The sequence below is a fragment of the Riemerella anatipestifer genome (assembly GCF_035666175.1).
Lineage (GTDB): Bacteria > Bacteroidota > Bacteroidia > Flavobacteriales > Weeksellaceae > Riemerella > Riemerella anatipestifer_D.
On record NZ_CP142016.1, the window covers coordinates 2,293,539 to 2,307,578 of the forward strand.

A 14,040-nucleotide genomic window follows, 5' to 3' on the forward strand; every position below is an offset into this window, starting at 1 on the left:
AATTGATAAATGCCTCTTTACAAAGAGTTTTCTACGAAAGGAATAGCTGTTCTTGTTTGGAAACACGATGAACAAAAGGAGGTATGGCATGAGGAAATAGATACTCAATCTAAAATTTCAATAAAAAAACAATACGAACGACTGATGGTAAGGAGAATGCTCAATTCGGCATTGCCTCTCCATCAGTTGTTTTATTTGGAAGACGGAACACCCTACTTGGAGCCTTCTTCTGCGTTTATTTCAATCAGTCATTCATATCCTTATGCAGTTTTGGCAATCGCTCCTAGAAAAATAGGTGTGGATATAGAAAAGAAGTCTGATAAATTAGTTCGCTTAAAGGAGAAAATACTCTATCCTTCCGAAAAACTTTGGGTTTCTTCTCAAGATGAAGAATCTTATCTGACGGCATTATGGACGATTAAGGAGAGTTTATATAAAATCCATTCGGCTAAATATTGGTCTTTTAGAGAACATTACGAAGTGTTGCCTTTTTCTCTGGATAACCTATCTTCGGTGGAATGTAAGGTGCTTAATAGCCTAACTGGTAACGCAGATATATACAGAGCAAAGTTGGAGATTATAGGCGAAGATTATTACTTAGCCGTAGCGGAAGAAGCGTAGTATTTTCTTAGTTCTAGACTTACTTTTCTTTGTTTTTTGGCGGTACTGAAAATCAGTTCTAGGAGTTCTTGTATGCTTTTAAGTTCGGTGAGGTAAGTTACCTTTTTGGAATCTCGTGTATTATAAAACTCATTTTCGGAAATTTCCGTTTTCCTTTTGTTTAGAAGTTGGTGTACATAATCTTCAGGTGTTAGTTGGCTCTGTTTGTCTAATGTTTCATCGTAGAACTTATTATTTAGAGCAATTTTTATTTTGCTTAGTTCGGCGTTTATCTTGGTGTCCCACGCTTCAAAATCTATTTCAGGGTAATCTTTTGTGGTTTTAGCGTATTGCGATAAAGAAGCAATATAAGCCGTTAATAGATGTGAGGTATTAACGAATTGATGAATATGCTCCAGTTTTTTCTGTTGGTTTTTGGGGTCAGATAACATTCTTTGGAAATTGTCGGATAAATTGGCTAAAGCAATGGTTGCATTTTTTCTTAGCAGACGGTATTTTTCATCGGTAATATTTTTGTGCTGTAGCGTTTTTATAATTTCTTCAAAATAGGCTTTGTTATGGTTGATGGCATTGAGCATAAGGGTTTGGTTTTGGGTATGCTCCCAAACAGGAAAGATAAAGTACGAAGTGAAAAGAGCAATAATCCCAGCGATGATAGTATCTATAATTCTATCCTTTAAGATGACTTCAAAATGCCCTGGGTTTAAAAAGTTGAATGCCAAAAAGATGTAAATCGTCATAAAAAGAACTGCCCAAAAATAGCGTGTTCTGAAAGTTGCAAAGCAGAATACCATAGAAATAAATAATACGGAAACTTGTGCAACGGGGTGGGTAACCCAATAGATAGCCGCTGTCCCTAAAAAAGCACCTACTAAAGTACCATAAAGTCTAAGGAGATTTCTACTTTTAGTAATGCTGTATGCAGGACGCATAATAGCGACAATGGTAATGAGAATCCAGTAAGAGTGTCCTATGCTGAGAGCATCTATTTTAGAGACTGCGTAGCCTATCAGCATAGCTATAGTTACTCTAATAGAGTATCTAAATTGTGCAGAATCTAAGGAAAGATTGTTTTTAAACACCTTAAAATTGATAGGATTTTCATCTGGTAGAAATTTTGACAAATCCAATCCAGAAGATAAACTCTTAGCGAGTTTGGTATCTTGTGATGAAACTTTATAAATCTGATTGATACTTTCAGTAAGTTCCGCTAGTCTCATCATACTTTGTCGCAGGAGTAAGAAATAGTCTAAAGTTTCTGCCGATAGCTTCTGGTTTCTTAAATCAAAATAGATGTTAAAGCAATCTTCTAGCTCTAGTGTAAGAGCGTGTTTGGGCTTTGGAGTGCTGCTTGTTTGTATGCTTATGCCAATGTTTTTAAGCTCAATGGAGAGTATAAACAGCATTCTTTGTATCTTGTTAAATACCTCTTCGTTGCCGAAAAATTGTCTTATTTTAGAATAATCATTATCGGAGGTGAGAAGTTTTTCATACAAATCAATACTACTAATGAAATTCATCATTAAAAGTCGGCTAGCAGTGGTAGATTCATTAACAAACTTTCTAGTTTTGAAAAGGAGTTCTCTAGTTTCCTCTTGAATATTTTTAATGAAAATTTGTTGTGTGGTAAGTTGCGTTACCAGTTGGTCTAAATCTGAATCTTTAGAGTAGAACTTAGACTTCTGTTCTAGGAACTTAGCGAGTTCTAAGTAATTTTCGCCTACGAGTTGTTTGGCGAGTTTATAAGGTTGTAGTCTAGATAGTAATAGTAATAAAAGTAAGTACCAAAGCGTTCCTAATGTGAAAATAAACAAACTTTTAATGATATGATTACCAGTAAGGTGTCCGTCAATAAAAATAGCTAATACCACCAAAGAAAGTCCACCAACGGAAGCCAGTCTAGCACCATAGACTCCTATCATATTGAAAAACATTCCAAAAATGATAATTTCTAAAAACACCAGCAGACTATAATCTTTGAGCAAGCTAGCGGTAGTAGATACCACTAAAACAGCGATAATAGCGGCAATTAAAGTGTTTCGTCTTCTTACGAATGAACCAGGCAAATCTACCAAGGCGATAAAGCTTGTACCTAAAGGAAATAGGAAAAAATCTTTGAAAACTCCTAAATAACTGAAAATAATAGATGGTATAACAATAGCCAAAGAAATTCTTACCCCAGCATATAAATATTGACTAGAAAAAAAGTTTTTAAGTTCTGTGGTGTATTTCATATAGCTTACATCGAGGTAGGTTTTATTTTTCTTTCTTTTTTTTCTTCTTCTTTTTTTCTTTTTTACAGAATTTAGAAAGGTCTTTGGTGGTAATGAGCTCTTCGTTTAAAAGTCTTTCTATCAATAGTTTTTTGTTATTGGTATAATAAGTTTCTACAAAATTTTTGAGTAAGAAAAGCTCATATTCTTCTTTGGAAATTTCTATTTTGTAGAAAAAAATCCGACCTTCTTTCTCTGTGCTTATGAATCCCTTTTCTACTAATATTTTAAGGAAGGTAGAAATGGTGTTTTGATGAGGTTTGGGTTCTGGATAGGCCTCCACAATATCTTTAAGGAAAGCTCCTTGTAATTCCCATACAACTTGCATAAGTTGTTCCTCAGCGGTAGTGAGTGGTGTTATCATTGATGAATAGTTTGCTACAAAAATAACTAAATGTTAGCTAAAACTCTTGCGTCTAACGTAAAAAATATAAGTGTTTTTGTTTTTGGGGTATTGAAGTAAGTGAATTTCATAGTTTCAGTTCAATAAACTTTTTGAAAGAGTATTATATTAAATGAGATTTTTCTTACTTTTGCAATATATTTGAAAATAGCTATGAAAGAATTTTCCAAAGAAGTTTACCTTAAGTGGTATGAAGATATGACTATGTGGAGACGCTTCGAAGATAAGTGTCGTTCTCTTTACTTGAAACAGAAAATTAGAGGTTTTTTACACCTTTATAATGGGCAGGAAGCGATACCAGCAGGATTTACTCATGCTATGGATTTAACCAAAGATAGTATGATAACTGCTTACCGTTGTCACATACATCCTATGGCGATGGGGGTAGACCCTAAGAGAATTATGGCAGAACTATGTGGTAAAGCTACGGGGACTTCGCAAGGTATGGGAGGTTCTATGCATATTTTTAGTAAAGAACACCGTTTTTATGGTGGGCATGGTATTGTTGGTGGGCAAATTCCTTTGGGAGCAGGTATTGCATTTGCTGATAAATATTTTGATAGAAAAGCAGTCAATATTTGTTTTATGGGAGACGGTGCCGTTCGTCAAGGGTCTTTACATGAAACATTTAATATGGCAATGAATTGGAAACTTCCAGTGGTTTTTGTTTGTGAAAACAACCAGTACGCTATGGGAACGTCTGTGAAAAGAACTGCTAACCACGAAGATATCTATAAACTAGGTTTAGGTTATGAAATGCCTTGTTTACCAGTAGATGCTATGGATCCTGAGAAAGTTGCTGAGGCTGCTTTTGAAGCTATAGAAAGAGCAAGAAGAGGAGATGGTCCTACATTTATAGAGGCTAGAACTTATCGTTACAGAGGACACTCAATGTCTGATGCAGAGCCTTATAGAACTAAAGAGGAGGTAGCTATTCATAAAGAGCAAGACCCTATTGAACTTGTAAAACAAAGGATTTTAGATAACAAATGGGCTACAGAGGCAGAGCTAGAGCAACTTGATGAAAATTCTAGAGCTTTCGTAGAAGAATGTGTGGAATTTATGGAGAACTCTCCGTTCCCAGATGCTGAAAAGGTCTATGAATATGTTTATTCTACATCAGATTATCCTTTTTTAGATAAATTAGAAAACTAAAATTTAAGTGAAGATTATGATTAAGGAATAAAATTTTTATTCTTTGAACATAATATAGAACATAATAAATAAAATAATATGGCAGAAATAATTACAATGCCTCGCCTTTCTGATACAATGACAGAAGGTAAGGTTTCCAAGTGGCATAAGCAGGTTGGAGATGCTGTAAAGGAAGGAGATATTCTTGCAGAAATAGAAACAGATAAAGCGGTTCAGGATTTTGAATCAGAGGTTAACGGAACACTACTTTATGTAGGTGTAAGTGAAGGAAATGCAGCTCCTGTGGACACTATTTTGGCAATTATAGGGAAAGAAGGCGAAGATATTTCAGGGCTTGTGGGCGGTAATCAAAGTACGCCTCAACCAGCTTCATCAGAAAGTGTCTCTGTGGAAAATACGGTAACTGAAACTACGTCATCAGTAGAAGTGCCTAAGGGTGTTGAGGTAATTAATATGCCTCGTCTGTCTGATACAATGACAGAAGGTAAGGTTTCCAAGTGGCATAAGCAGGTTGGAGATGCTGTAAAGGAAGGAGATATTCTTGCAGAAATAGAAACAGATAAAGCCGTTCAAGATTTTGAATCAGAATTTAACGGAACTCTTTTATACCAAGGTGTAGGAGAGGGAGAAGCAGCTGAAGTAGATAAAATATTAGCCATTATAGGACCTGCTGGAACAGATGTTTCTGCTATAGTTTCTAATGGCGGAGTGGTTAGTAAGCCTCAAGCTCAACAAGAACAGTCAAGTGTAGCTTCTAGCTCAAAAGCAGAAAATGTTTCAACATCTAATGCTAGTGTTTCAACAGATAGAGTGGCTATTTCTCCATTGGCTAGAAAAATGGCAGAGGAGAAGGGTATAGATATTACAAATCTAAAAGGTTCTGGAGAGAACGGAAGAATAGTAAAGAAAGATATAGAAAACTATCAGCCAAACGCAACAGAACAGCGTTCTGCTTCTGTAACGCCAGCTGCACAAGTAGCTATGAATTTTGTTGCTGGAGAAACTACAGAAACACCTAACTCTCAAGTTAGAAATGTAATCGCAAAAAGACTTTCTGAAAGTAAGTTTTCAGCACCTCACTACTATTTAATGGTAGAGGTGAATATGGATAAAGCCATCACTGCTAGAAAGGAAATTAACTCACTTCCTGACACTAAAGTATCGTTTAACGATATGGTGATTAAGGCGACAGCTATGGCTCTTAGAAAGCACCCTCAAATCAATAGTAGCTGGGCGGGAGATAAGATTATTCATCATGGTAGCATCAATATTGGCGTGGCAGTGGCTATCCCAGACGGATTAGTAGTACCTGTATTGAAGAATGCAGACTTTATGAATTATAGTCAAATTTCTGCAGGAGTTAAAGATATGGCTTCTAGAGCAAAATCTAAAGGTCTTAAAGCTAACGAAATGGAAGGTTCTACATTCTCAATATCCAACCTTGGAATGTTTGGAATAGAAACATTTACTTCTATTATCAATCAACCGAACTCTTGTATACTTTCGGTAGGTGCTATTATAGAGAAGCCTGTAGTTAAAGACGGACAAATTGTAGTAGGTAATACTATGAAGTTGTCTTTAGCGTGTGACCACCGTGTGGTAGATGGTGCTACTGGTGCAGAGTTTTTACAAACATTAAAGACTTACCTAGAAAATCCGTTTGCATTATTAGTTTAATATTTGCAATACTTTAATAAAAATAAAACTCCATATCAAAAGGATATGGAGTTTTTTATGGTTTGTATTTAGGATAAAAAATAACCTCTGTTAAGAAGCAGAGGTTATTTTTAATAATATGTTTTTATTTCTTAGTATCCTTCCGAAGCGTTTTCACCTTTTACAAGAGCCATTGCTGAAGAAGTACCTATTCTTTTCACGCCTAGAGCAATCATTTTTTCGGCGTCTTCTGGTGTTCTTACACCGCCTGCTGCTTTCACAGGAAGTTTCCCTGCGTTTTCTAGCATTATTTCAATACCTTCAAAAGTAGCACCATTAGGCTTGCCACCTTCTGTTTGATAGAAACCAGTAGAAGATTTTACAAAAATATTTTCTAGGTCTTCTTCCTTAAAAGTATCTGTAGCCCAAGTTGCTATTTTTTTAGTCAAATCCTCTATTTGAGCATCTGTAAGAGCAGCGATTTCAATAATCCACTTTGCTATCTTTTTGTGGTTTAAGCAAAGTTCTGTACAACGCAAAAATTCGTCTTTAACTAAATCATTTTCGCCGTTTTTGTAAGCAGTATAATTGATAACAAAATCTAGTTCATCAGCACCATCTTCTATTGCTTTTTGAGCTTCATTTAGTTTTGACTCTATACTCGCTGTACCTTCGTGAAACCCAATTACAGTGCCTAGTACTACCTTAGCATTTTTTTGAGCTAAATAATTTTTAGTTTCTTTAACAAAATCAGGACGAATCATCACAGCGAAAAGTCCATTATCAATTGCTTCATCAGTTAGTTCTCTTACCTTTGCTTTAGTTTCTTCTGGAGTAATTCCAGCCTGTTCAGGAGTTTTAAGATAAGTAGAGTCTAGATAGTTTTTTACGTTTATCATTGCTTTATTTTTTAAGGGTTAAAATAGGGGTCAAAGATACGAAAGTTTCTTCTTTTCTAAATGAGTAATCTAATGACTTTTGTAATGAATTTAAAAAAAGAAAGATTAAGGACAAATGGTTGCAATAAATATAAAAGTTTACCTTTGTACAGCTAAACTAAAAACAGAATGGAGTGTCTACAGAGAAAGGAATTGAAGGATTTTATAGAAGCACACCTCAAAGAAGATGTGATGAAAATTCTTTTGAAAAAACCGATTTTTGAAGGGGTTAACAATCAAGATTTAGTTCAGCAGATAGAAGGACGTAGGATAGCTCGTAAAAAATTCCCTTTTTTGGATAGAAGTGGCATTTTATTTCCTCCTCATCTTAATTTAGAACAATCCTCTTCGCAATCTACGGCTTCTTTTAAAGGAGAAAGGTTTAGTGGAAATCACTTTTTGGATTTAACTAGTGGCTTCGGGATAGATGCTTTTTTTCTGTCTCAAAACTTTAAAAAAGTAACTCTTGTGGAGCAAAATAGCTCTCTTTTATCATTAGTTGAACATAATTGGACGGAACTTGGTAGAGAGGCTGATTTCATCAATACAAATCTGGAAACTTTTTTAGAAAATAACCAAAAGCTGTATGACTTGGTCTATTTAGACCCTGCTAGAAGAGATAATAATAAAAATAAAAAATTTCTTTTAGAGGATTTATCGCCTAATATCTTAGAGATTAAAAATCAACTTTTGGAGATTTCTCCAAAGGTGTTGGTTAAACTTTCTCCTCTTATTGATATTAAATACTTGATTTCCGTTTTGTCTCATATCGTTTCCATAGATGTTATAGCGGTAAAAAATGAAGTGAAAGAAGTTTTAGTTTTGATGGACAGAAGTGCAGAGGAAAACAGCTCTCCGCTTTGCAGATGTTTTAATTTAGAAACAAATGAACCTGATTTTTCGTTCATTATAAAAGGTGAGGAGAATACTCAAGTCTATTTTTCTGAAGCTGAAAAATATCTGTATATTCCTAATGGGGCTATACTTAAATCGGGGGCGTTTAAGAGTGTTGCACAAAAATATCAACTGAATAAGCTTCATATCAATACACATCTCTACACTTCGGAAGAAAAAATATTAGATTTTCCAGGGCGAGTTCTTGAAGTAGAAGAGGTTTCGTCTAAGGAAATAAAAAAGGGAGAGCAGTATAACATTATTTCAAAAAATTACCCACTAAGTCCTGTGGAAATTAAGAAAAAATACAAACTTAAAGATGGGGGACAGAACTATCTTATTTTTACTCAAACCATAAAAGGTAAAGTAATTTTGAGGTCTAAATAAAAATTAAAAATAAATATTTAGGCTATTAAAAAGAGATTTATTAACTTTGGGACAAAATTTAAAAGAATGAAAAAATATATTTTTGCAGTAGCTGCTATTTCGTTTATGGTATCTTGTAAGAAGATTCAGCCAGGAGGCAATAAGAATATTCTTAAACTAGAAGAAGGGGTAGAAAGATATACAGATGATGCACAAGGTAATGGGCATTCTGCTCACGCGGAAGGTCATCATGCTTCAGGCGCTAAAGAAGAGGTAACTATAGACTTGGAAGGTGTTACGCTAAAAGGATATAAAGGTGGAATGGAAGATACGATGTTATCTTTCCTTAAATCAGGGAAGTATGCATCTTCTTCAGATGATGTTCTTAAGAATGTTTGGTATGATTTTGACCATGTTAACTTTAAAATGGGTTCTACCAATCAGTTAGAGTCTGGTGCAGAGCAAATAGATAACTTAGCAAAAATATTAAAGGCGTATCCAGACGCTAAAATTAAAATTGGAGGTTATACAGATAAAACAGGTAGCGAGGAAACTAATGTTAAAATATCTCAAGCTAGAGCAGAATTTATTAAGGCTCAGTTAGAAAAAGCAGGTGTGGGAGCTCAAGTAGTATCAGCAGAAGGGTACGGAAGTAAATTTGCTAAAGTAGCAGCAGATGCCTCTGATGAGGAAAGAGCTTCGGACAGAAAGATGTCTGTAAGATTCACAAAATAAGAAAAGTACAAGTACATAATCTGCGTCTCTCCTCGCTTTAGGAGGGACGTTTTTTTATTTCATTAAAAATAATTACTTTTACTACATCAAAAATAAACTGATGCAAGAAACACAAAATTACATTCAAAACCACAAGAAAAGATTTTTAGACGAACTTATAGAATTGCTTAAAATAGCTTCTATTAGTGCAGACCCAGCTTATAATCAAGATGTGCTTAACTGTGCTGAAGAGGTAGCAAAACACCTAGCTAATGCGGGAGCGGATGCGGTTGAGGTGTGTGAGACCAAAGGTTATCCTATTGTATTTGGTGAGAAAATTATAGACCCATCACTTCCTACGGCATTGGTTTATGGGCATTACGATGTGCAGCCACCAGACCCTTTGGAATTGTGGGAAAGTGGTCCTTTTGAGCCTGTAGTTAAAGAAACTCCGTTGCACCCAGAAGGAGCAATTTTTGCAAGAGGAGCGGCAGACGATAAAGGTCAGTTTTTTATGCATTTAAAGGCGTTTGAAGCGATGATGAAGACCAATGTCCTCCCTTGTAATGTTAAATTTATCATAGAAGGAGAAGAGGAAGTTGGTTCGGCTAGCTTGGCGGATTTCCTTAAAGAAAACCAATCTAAACTGTCTTGTGATGTCATTCTGATTTCAGATACGGGGCTTTATTCTATGGAGCAACCTACGGTAACTACAGGGCTTAGAGGTCTTAGTTATGTAGAAGTAGAGGTGGAAGGTCCTAACCGAGATTTACATTCTGGACTTTATGGAGGGGCTGTTCCTAACCCTATCAATGTGTTGTCTAAAATGATAGGTAGTCTTATAGATGACAAAGGTAGGATAACTGTGGAAGGTTTCTATGATAATGTAGAAGTTGTTTCCCTTGAAGAAAGAGCAGAAATGAATAAACTGAAAGATGATGTAGAATCTTTTAAAAAGTCAATTGGGCTTAATGGTATACAGGGAGAAGAAGGTTATACGACTTTGGAGAGAACTTCTATTAGACCAACTTTAGATGTTAATGGTATGTGGGGAGGCTATATTGGAGAAGGTGCTAAAACCGTAATACCATCTAAGGCGTTTGCTAAAATTTCAATGAGATTAGTGCCTAACCAAACACCAGAGGAGATTACAGAGAAATTTGTAAATCACTTTAAGAAAATAGCACCAGATAGCGTTAAAGTAAAAGTAACACCATACCACGGTGGAATGCCTTATGTCTTAAAGAGCGATACCAATGAGTTTTTGGCGGCTAAAAAAGCAATGGAAAAAGCTTTTGGAAAAGAAGTTTTACCATTTAGAAGTGGTGGTAGTATCCCAATTACGGCATTGTTTGAGGAAGTTTTAGGAGCTAAATGTGTATTGATGGGCTTTGGTTTAGATACAGATGCAATACATTCTCCTAACGAACATTATGGCTTGTATAACTTCTATAAGGGGATAGAAAGTATTCCGTATTTCTTTCAATACTATACAGAGATGAAAACTAAGTAAATATAACTATACTTGGTAACATTATAAAAAAATAAGGCTGCTCTTTTAGGAGTAGCCTTATTTAGTTTGTATTCAGAGAAATTATTTAGAGATTATTTTACTCATAGAGTTGTTTTCTTTTTCTATACTGCTGTAAGACAAGTCAGACAAATCTATTTTAGAAGCTCCACTAGCACTAGCTGTTATTTTATTAGAACTTCCTTTTAGAACAGCTTTAGAAGCACCAGAAACTTCCAAAGTAGTTACATTGGCGGTGTTTATTTGACTATTGATGTTAGATGCACCGCTTACTTCAATTTTAGCACTCTTAGCGGTAATAGTTCCAGAAGTATTACTTGCACCACTGATTTCAATGGTAGTGCTATCGGCATTTAGGTTACCTTTAAAGTCACTTGCACCACTGCAACTAAGGTTGATATTTTTAGCATTAAAGTTTCCAGAAATATTAGAGGCTCCGCTCAAACGAATATCACTAGTATTGAATGTATCTTGACTTTCTACAGAAGAAGCACCGCTTACCTCCATTTTGTTGATGTTTTTGGTATAGACGATGGCTTTGGTTTTAGCATTTTTTAGAGAGGTGTTAGGCTTGTATTTTAATGTAAGCACACCATTGCTAGAAACAACGGTAAGGTAATCTAAAGCGTTAGAAGTTACCTCTACTTTCTCCTGATTAGACTTTACTAATTTAACTCCTATATTGGATTGAACTTTAAGCTGGTTAAAACTAGCCACATCAAACGTTTGGGTTTTGGTAGGAGCGTTGGTGAGATTTACTTTCTGCGAATACACGCTAACAATAAACAAGGTAAGGAACAATAAGATCCATTTTTTTAGATTTTTCATAATATACTTTTTTAGATTGTTATGTTTCAAATATAATAAAAATGATCAAATAAATTCTAAATACTTTCTATTGATATTTTTAGATGGGTAATTAAAAATAATCCATTATATTTGTGCAAACAAAAGCACGGGGTGCCGTTATGGCTGAGATTATACCCGATACCTGATTTGGATAATGCCAACGTAGGGATTGCAATGTGAATCTTTGTATATTTTCAATTCTATACTTGTCGCATTTTTCATGAGGTTATGCTAAAAAACAAGTATATGAAAATGGAAAAATTCTCAACAGGATTGATTCCTCTGAATCATCAAAACTGGCAAGGTAGACCAGAGTGGTTTTTTAATCGTGAACATACAGATACCTATGAGTTGTGGTATGAAGGACGCTACAAACGAGCAGAAATTTGGCAGAAAAAGGTCATGGAGCACTTGATAACCAAAGATAGGCGTGTGAAAACATTGCTGGAGTTTGGTTGTGGAACGGGACGATTTACCCGTTGGTGGAAAAAAATAGGAATTGAAGCTACAGGAGGAGATATTTCCCCACTGATGTTGTCGCAAGCTAAACATCTTTTTGGTGGAGATTTAGTAATGGCAGATTCACATAATATGCCTTTTAAAGACAATACCTTTGATGCACTCGCTTTCATCACCACTTTTGAGTATTATAAAGATCCAGTTAAGGTTATTAGAGAGGCGGCTAGGGTAAGTAGATATGGTATTGCTATGGGGATGATGAATAGATATTCTACCAAAGTTATTAGGAGGAGAATTCAGCAGATTTTTGGCAAAAATCCATTTTATATAACGGCTACATTTTATTCACCTAAAATGCTGATGAGTATTATTGATGAAGCACTTAAAGGCAGAGAATATACGATTGAGTGGAAATGTACAGGATTGCCTCAATGGTTTCCGATACAGCAATGGGAAGTGCCGTTTGGAGATTTTTTCGGATTATACATACAGTTTAAAGATGTGGATTAAATGATTGATGAAATGGGGAAAATAGGACAAGGTTCATTTGAGCAATTTATTTTTAATAATTGTGGTTATCCTAGAACTGAGGTGTTGGCTGGTCCACAATTCGGCGTAGATGTCTCTCTTATTGATTTGCATACAGAAATGGCAATGGCACTCACTAGTGATCCGTTATCACTAATTCCATCACTAGGTTTGCAGGAATCGGCGTGGTTGTCAGTTCATCTTATGGCCAATGATATGGCAACCACGGGGTTCGCACCTATGTACGGTCAGTTTGTGTTAAATCTTCCACCTACACTTTCTAAAAACGATTTTCAAGAATATTGGCAATATGTGCATAAGTTTTCATCAGAAATAAAAGTAGCTATTACAGGAGGGCATACAGGATTTATTGAAGGACAAAACTCAACCATTGCAGGGGGAGGAACTTTTGTTACCATTGCACCTAAGTCCAAAATATTATTGTCAAAATATGCGAATGCAGGAGATATCATATTAGTAACTAAGTCTTGTGCCATCTCTTCCGCAGCAATTCTTGCAATGAGTTTTCCTAAAGTAGTGATTGATAAAGTTGGTAACGAAATTTATAAACTAGCTTGTGAGTCTTTTTATAAGACCTCATCGTTACAAGATGCTCTGGTTGCGGTGGGTCAGGATTTAGATTTTCAGGAAGTTACAGCTATGCATGATGTAACGGAGGGTGGTGTTTTAGGGGCTATCTATGAATTAACAAAAGCTTCGGATAATGGAGCGGCGATTTACTATGACCAATTGCCACTGGCGGAAGTACAAACGGAAATATGTAATCTGTTTGATATAGACCCTAGAAATTGCATAGGTGCAGGTTCTATGATTATTACCTGTAAAAAAGAATTTGTGACAAATGTAGTTTCTCGTTTGGAAGCTAGTGGTATTCCGTGTGTATCTGTGGGGGAATTATGTGGTAAAGAACATGGTATGAAACTTATTAAAAATGATGAGGTGACGGAATTTGAGTATTTAGAAAAATACCCTTATTGGGAAGCATTTTTTAAAGCATTAAAAAGAGGATGGAAATAAAAAATGGGATTTATCTTATCGTAAATCCGTCAATGCATCGTGATACCTTGTTGATAAAATTGGAAAAGATTATTTCAGAGGGTATTGTAGCGGTTCAGATCTGGGATAATTTTAATGACAATGATAATATTTTAGACATCATAAATAGAATTATTGAGATTTGTCACAAAGAAAATATTCCTGTATTGATTAATAACCGTTGGGAACTGTTAAGGGAGGTAAATATAGATGGAGTTCATTTTGATGTGCAACCAAATGATATTGAAGCAATAAGGCGGGAGTTAGGGCGTAAAGTTATTATGGGTATTACCTGTAATAACGATTTGGAACATGTGCAATGGGCTAATAAACAAAAGATGGACTATATTTCATTTTGTTCTATATTTCCGTCATCTACAGCAAATAGTTGCGAATTTGTAAGATTTGATACAGTTCGTGAAGCCCAAAAAATAACGCAAATACCAATCTTTTTAGCTGGGGGTATAACACCTGAAAATGTAGGAGAATTAACCTACTTAAATTGCTCTGGTATAGCTGTGGTTTCTGGTATAATGGATTCTGAACAACCAATTCAAGAAATTAAAAAGTATAAACTAAAATTAAAAAAGACCTGAA

At 35.3% G+C, this 14,040-nt stretch carries 13 protein-coding genes and 1 riboswitch; of the genes, 9 read left to right on the forward strand and 4 right to left on the reverse strand.

The window, feature by feature from the left end; translation table 11 throughout:
* Positions 1-9: 9 nt before the first annotated feature.
* Positions 10-621: a 4'-phosphopantetheinyl transferase family protein gene (locus tag VIX88_RS11530; RefSeq protein WP_064969943.1), complete on the forward strand. Its 612-nt coding sequence runs from the start codon at positions 10-12 to the stop codon at positions 619-621.
* On the opposite strand, the gene VIX88_RS11535 is transcribed toward VIX88_RS11530, so the two are convergent.
* Entirely contained in the window at positions 594-2,855 is a 2,262-nt protein-coding gene (locus VIX88_RS11535; protein WP_064969945.1) for an FUSC family protein, read from the reverse strand. The genes VIX88_RS11530 and VIX88_RS11535 overlap by 28 nt on opposite strands.
* 22 nt (positions 2,856-2,877) lie before the next feature.
* Positions 2,878-3,258: a BlaI/MecI/CopY family transcriptional regulator gene (locus VIX88_RS11540; RefSeq protein WP_064969947.1), complete on the reverse strand. Its 381-nt coding sequence runs from the start codon at positions 3,256-3,258 to the stop codon at positions 2,878-2,880.
* Positions 3,259-3,450: 192 nt separating this feature from the next.
* On the opposite strand from VIX88_RS11540, the gene pdhA reads away from it, so the two are divergent.
* Positions 3,451-4,452, forward strand: a complete 1,002-nt coding sequence (gene pdhA, locus VIX88_RS11545) for a pyruvate dehydrogenase (acetyl-transferring) E1 component subunit alpha (protein WP_064969949.1) — start codon at positions 3,451-3,453, stop codon at positions 4,450-4,452.
* Between the two features lie 78 nt (positions 4,453-4,530).
* Positions 4,531-6,129 carry a 2-oxo acid dehydrogenase subunit E2 gene (locus VIX88_RS11550; protein ID WP_064969951.1) on the forward strand — a complete coding sequence of 533 codons (1,599 nt, stop codon included), beginning with the start codon at positions 4,531-4,533 and terminating at the stop codon, positions 6,127-6,129.
* A 131-nt stretch (positions 6,130-6,260) separates the two neighbouring features.
* Here the strand turns inward: VIX88_RS11550 and deoC are convergent, their stop codons facing one another.
* Entirely contained in the window at positions 6,261-7,007 is a 747-nt protein-coding gene (gene deoC, locus VIX88_RS11555) for a deoxyribose-phosphate aldolase (RefSeq protein WP_222535094.1), read from the reverse strand.
* Positions 7,008-7,175: 168 nt separating this feature from the next.
* Between deoC and VIX88_RS11560 the strand changes: the two genes are divergently transcribed.
* The 3 genes from VIX88_RS11560 (at position 7,176) to VIX88_RS11570 (ending at position 10,533) form a co-directional block, all read left to right on the forward strand.
* Positions 7,176-8,327: a class I SAM-dependent methyltransferase gene (locus tag VIX88_RS11560; protein WP_064969955.1), complete on the forward strand. Its 1,152-nt coding sequence runs from the start codon at positions 7,176-7,178 to the stop codon at positions 8,325-8,327.
* Positions 8,328-8,393: 66 nt separating this feature from the next.
* The gene (locus tag VIX88_RS11565) at positions 8,394-9,041 is read left to right on the forward strand and encodes an OmpA family protein (protein ID WP_064969957.1); all 648 of its coding nucleotides are present in this window, start codon (positions 8,394-8,396) and stop codon (positions 9,039-9,041) included.
* A gap of 100 nt (positions 9,042-9,141) precedes the next feature.
* A complete protein-coding gene (locus tag VIX88_RS11570) occupies positions 9,142-10,533 on the forward strand; it encodes a dipeptidase (protein ID WP_064969959.1) in 1,392 nt (463 codons plus the stop codon).
* 81 nt (positions 10,534-10,614) lie between these two features.
* Here the strand turns inward: VIX88_RS11570 and VIX88_RS11575 are convergent, their stop codons facing one another.
* Positions 10,615-11,379 (reverse strand): GIN domain-containing protein, encoded by a 765-nt coding sequence (locus VIX88_RS11575; RefSeq protein ID WP_064969961.1) that lies wholly within the window; start codon positions 11,377-11,379, stop codon positions 10,615-10,617.
* Between the two features lie 118 nt (positions 11,380-11,497).
* Positions 11,498-11,587, forward strand: a riboswitch (TPP riboswitch).
* 59 nt (positions 11,588-11,646) lie between these two features.
* Between VIX88_RS11575 and VIX88_RS11580 the strand changes: the two genes are divergently transcribed.
* From VIX88_RS11580 to VIX88_RS11590, 3 genes are read left to right on the forward strand one after another with little or no spacing between them, the layout of a single operon-like run.
* The gene (locus VIX88_RS11580; protein WP_004920158.1) at positions 11,647-12,369 is read left to right on the forward strand and encodes a class I SAM-dependent methyltransferase; all 723 of its coding nucleotides are present in this window, start codon (positions 11,647-11,649) and stop codon (positions 12,367-12,369) included.
* A 12-nt stretch (positions 12,370-12,381) separates the two neighbouring features.
* Entirely contained in the window at positions 12,382-13,425 is a 1,044-nt protein-coding gene (locus VIX88_RS11585) for an AIR synthase-related protein (RefSeq protein ID WP_237190316.1), read from the forward strand.
* Positions 13,416-14,039 carry a thiamine phosphate synthase gene (locus VIX88_RS11590; RefSeq protein WP_013446817.1) on the forward strand — a complete coding sequence of 208 codons (624 nt, stop codon included), beginning with the start codon at positions 13,416-13,418 and terminating at the stop codon, positions 14,037-14,039. The genes VIX88_RS11585 and VIX88_RS11590 overlap by 10 nt, the downstream gene beginning before the upstream one ends.
* Position 14,040: the final 1 nt, after the last annotated feature.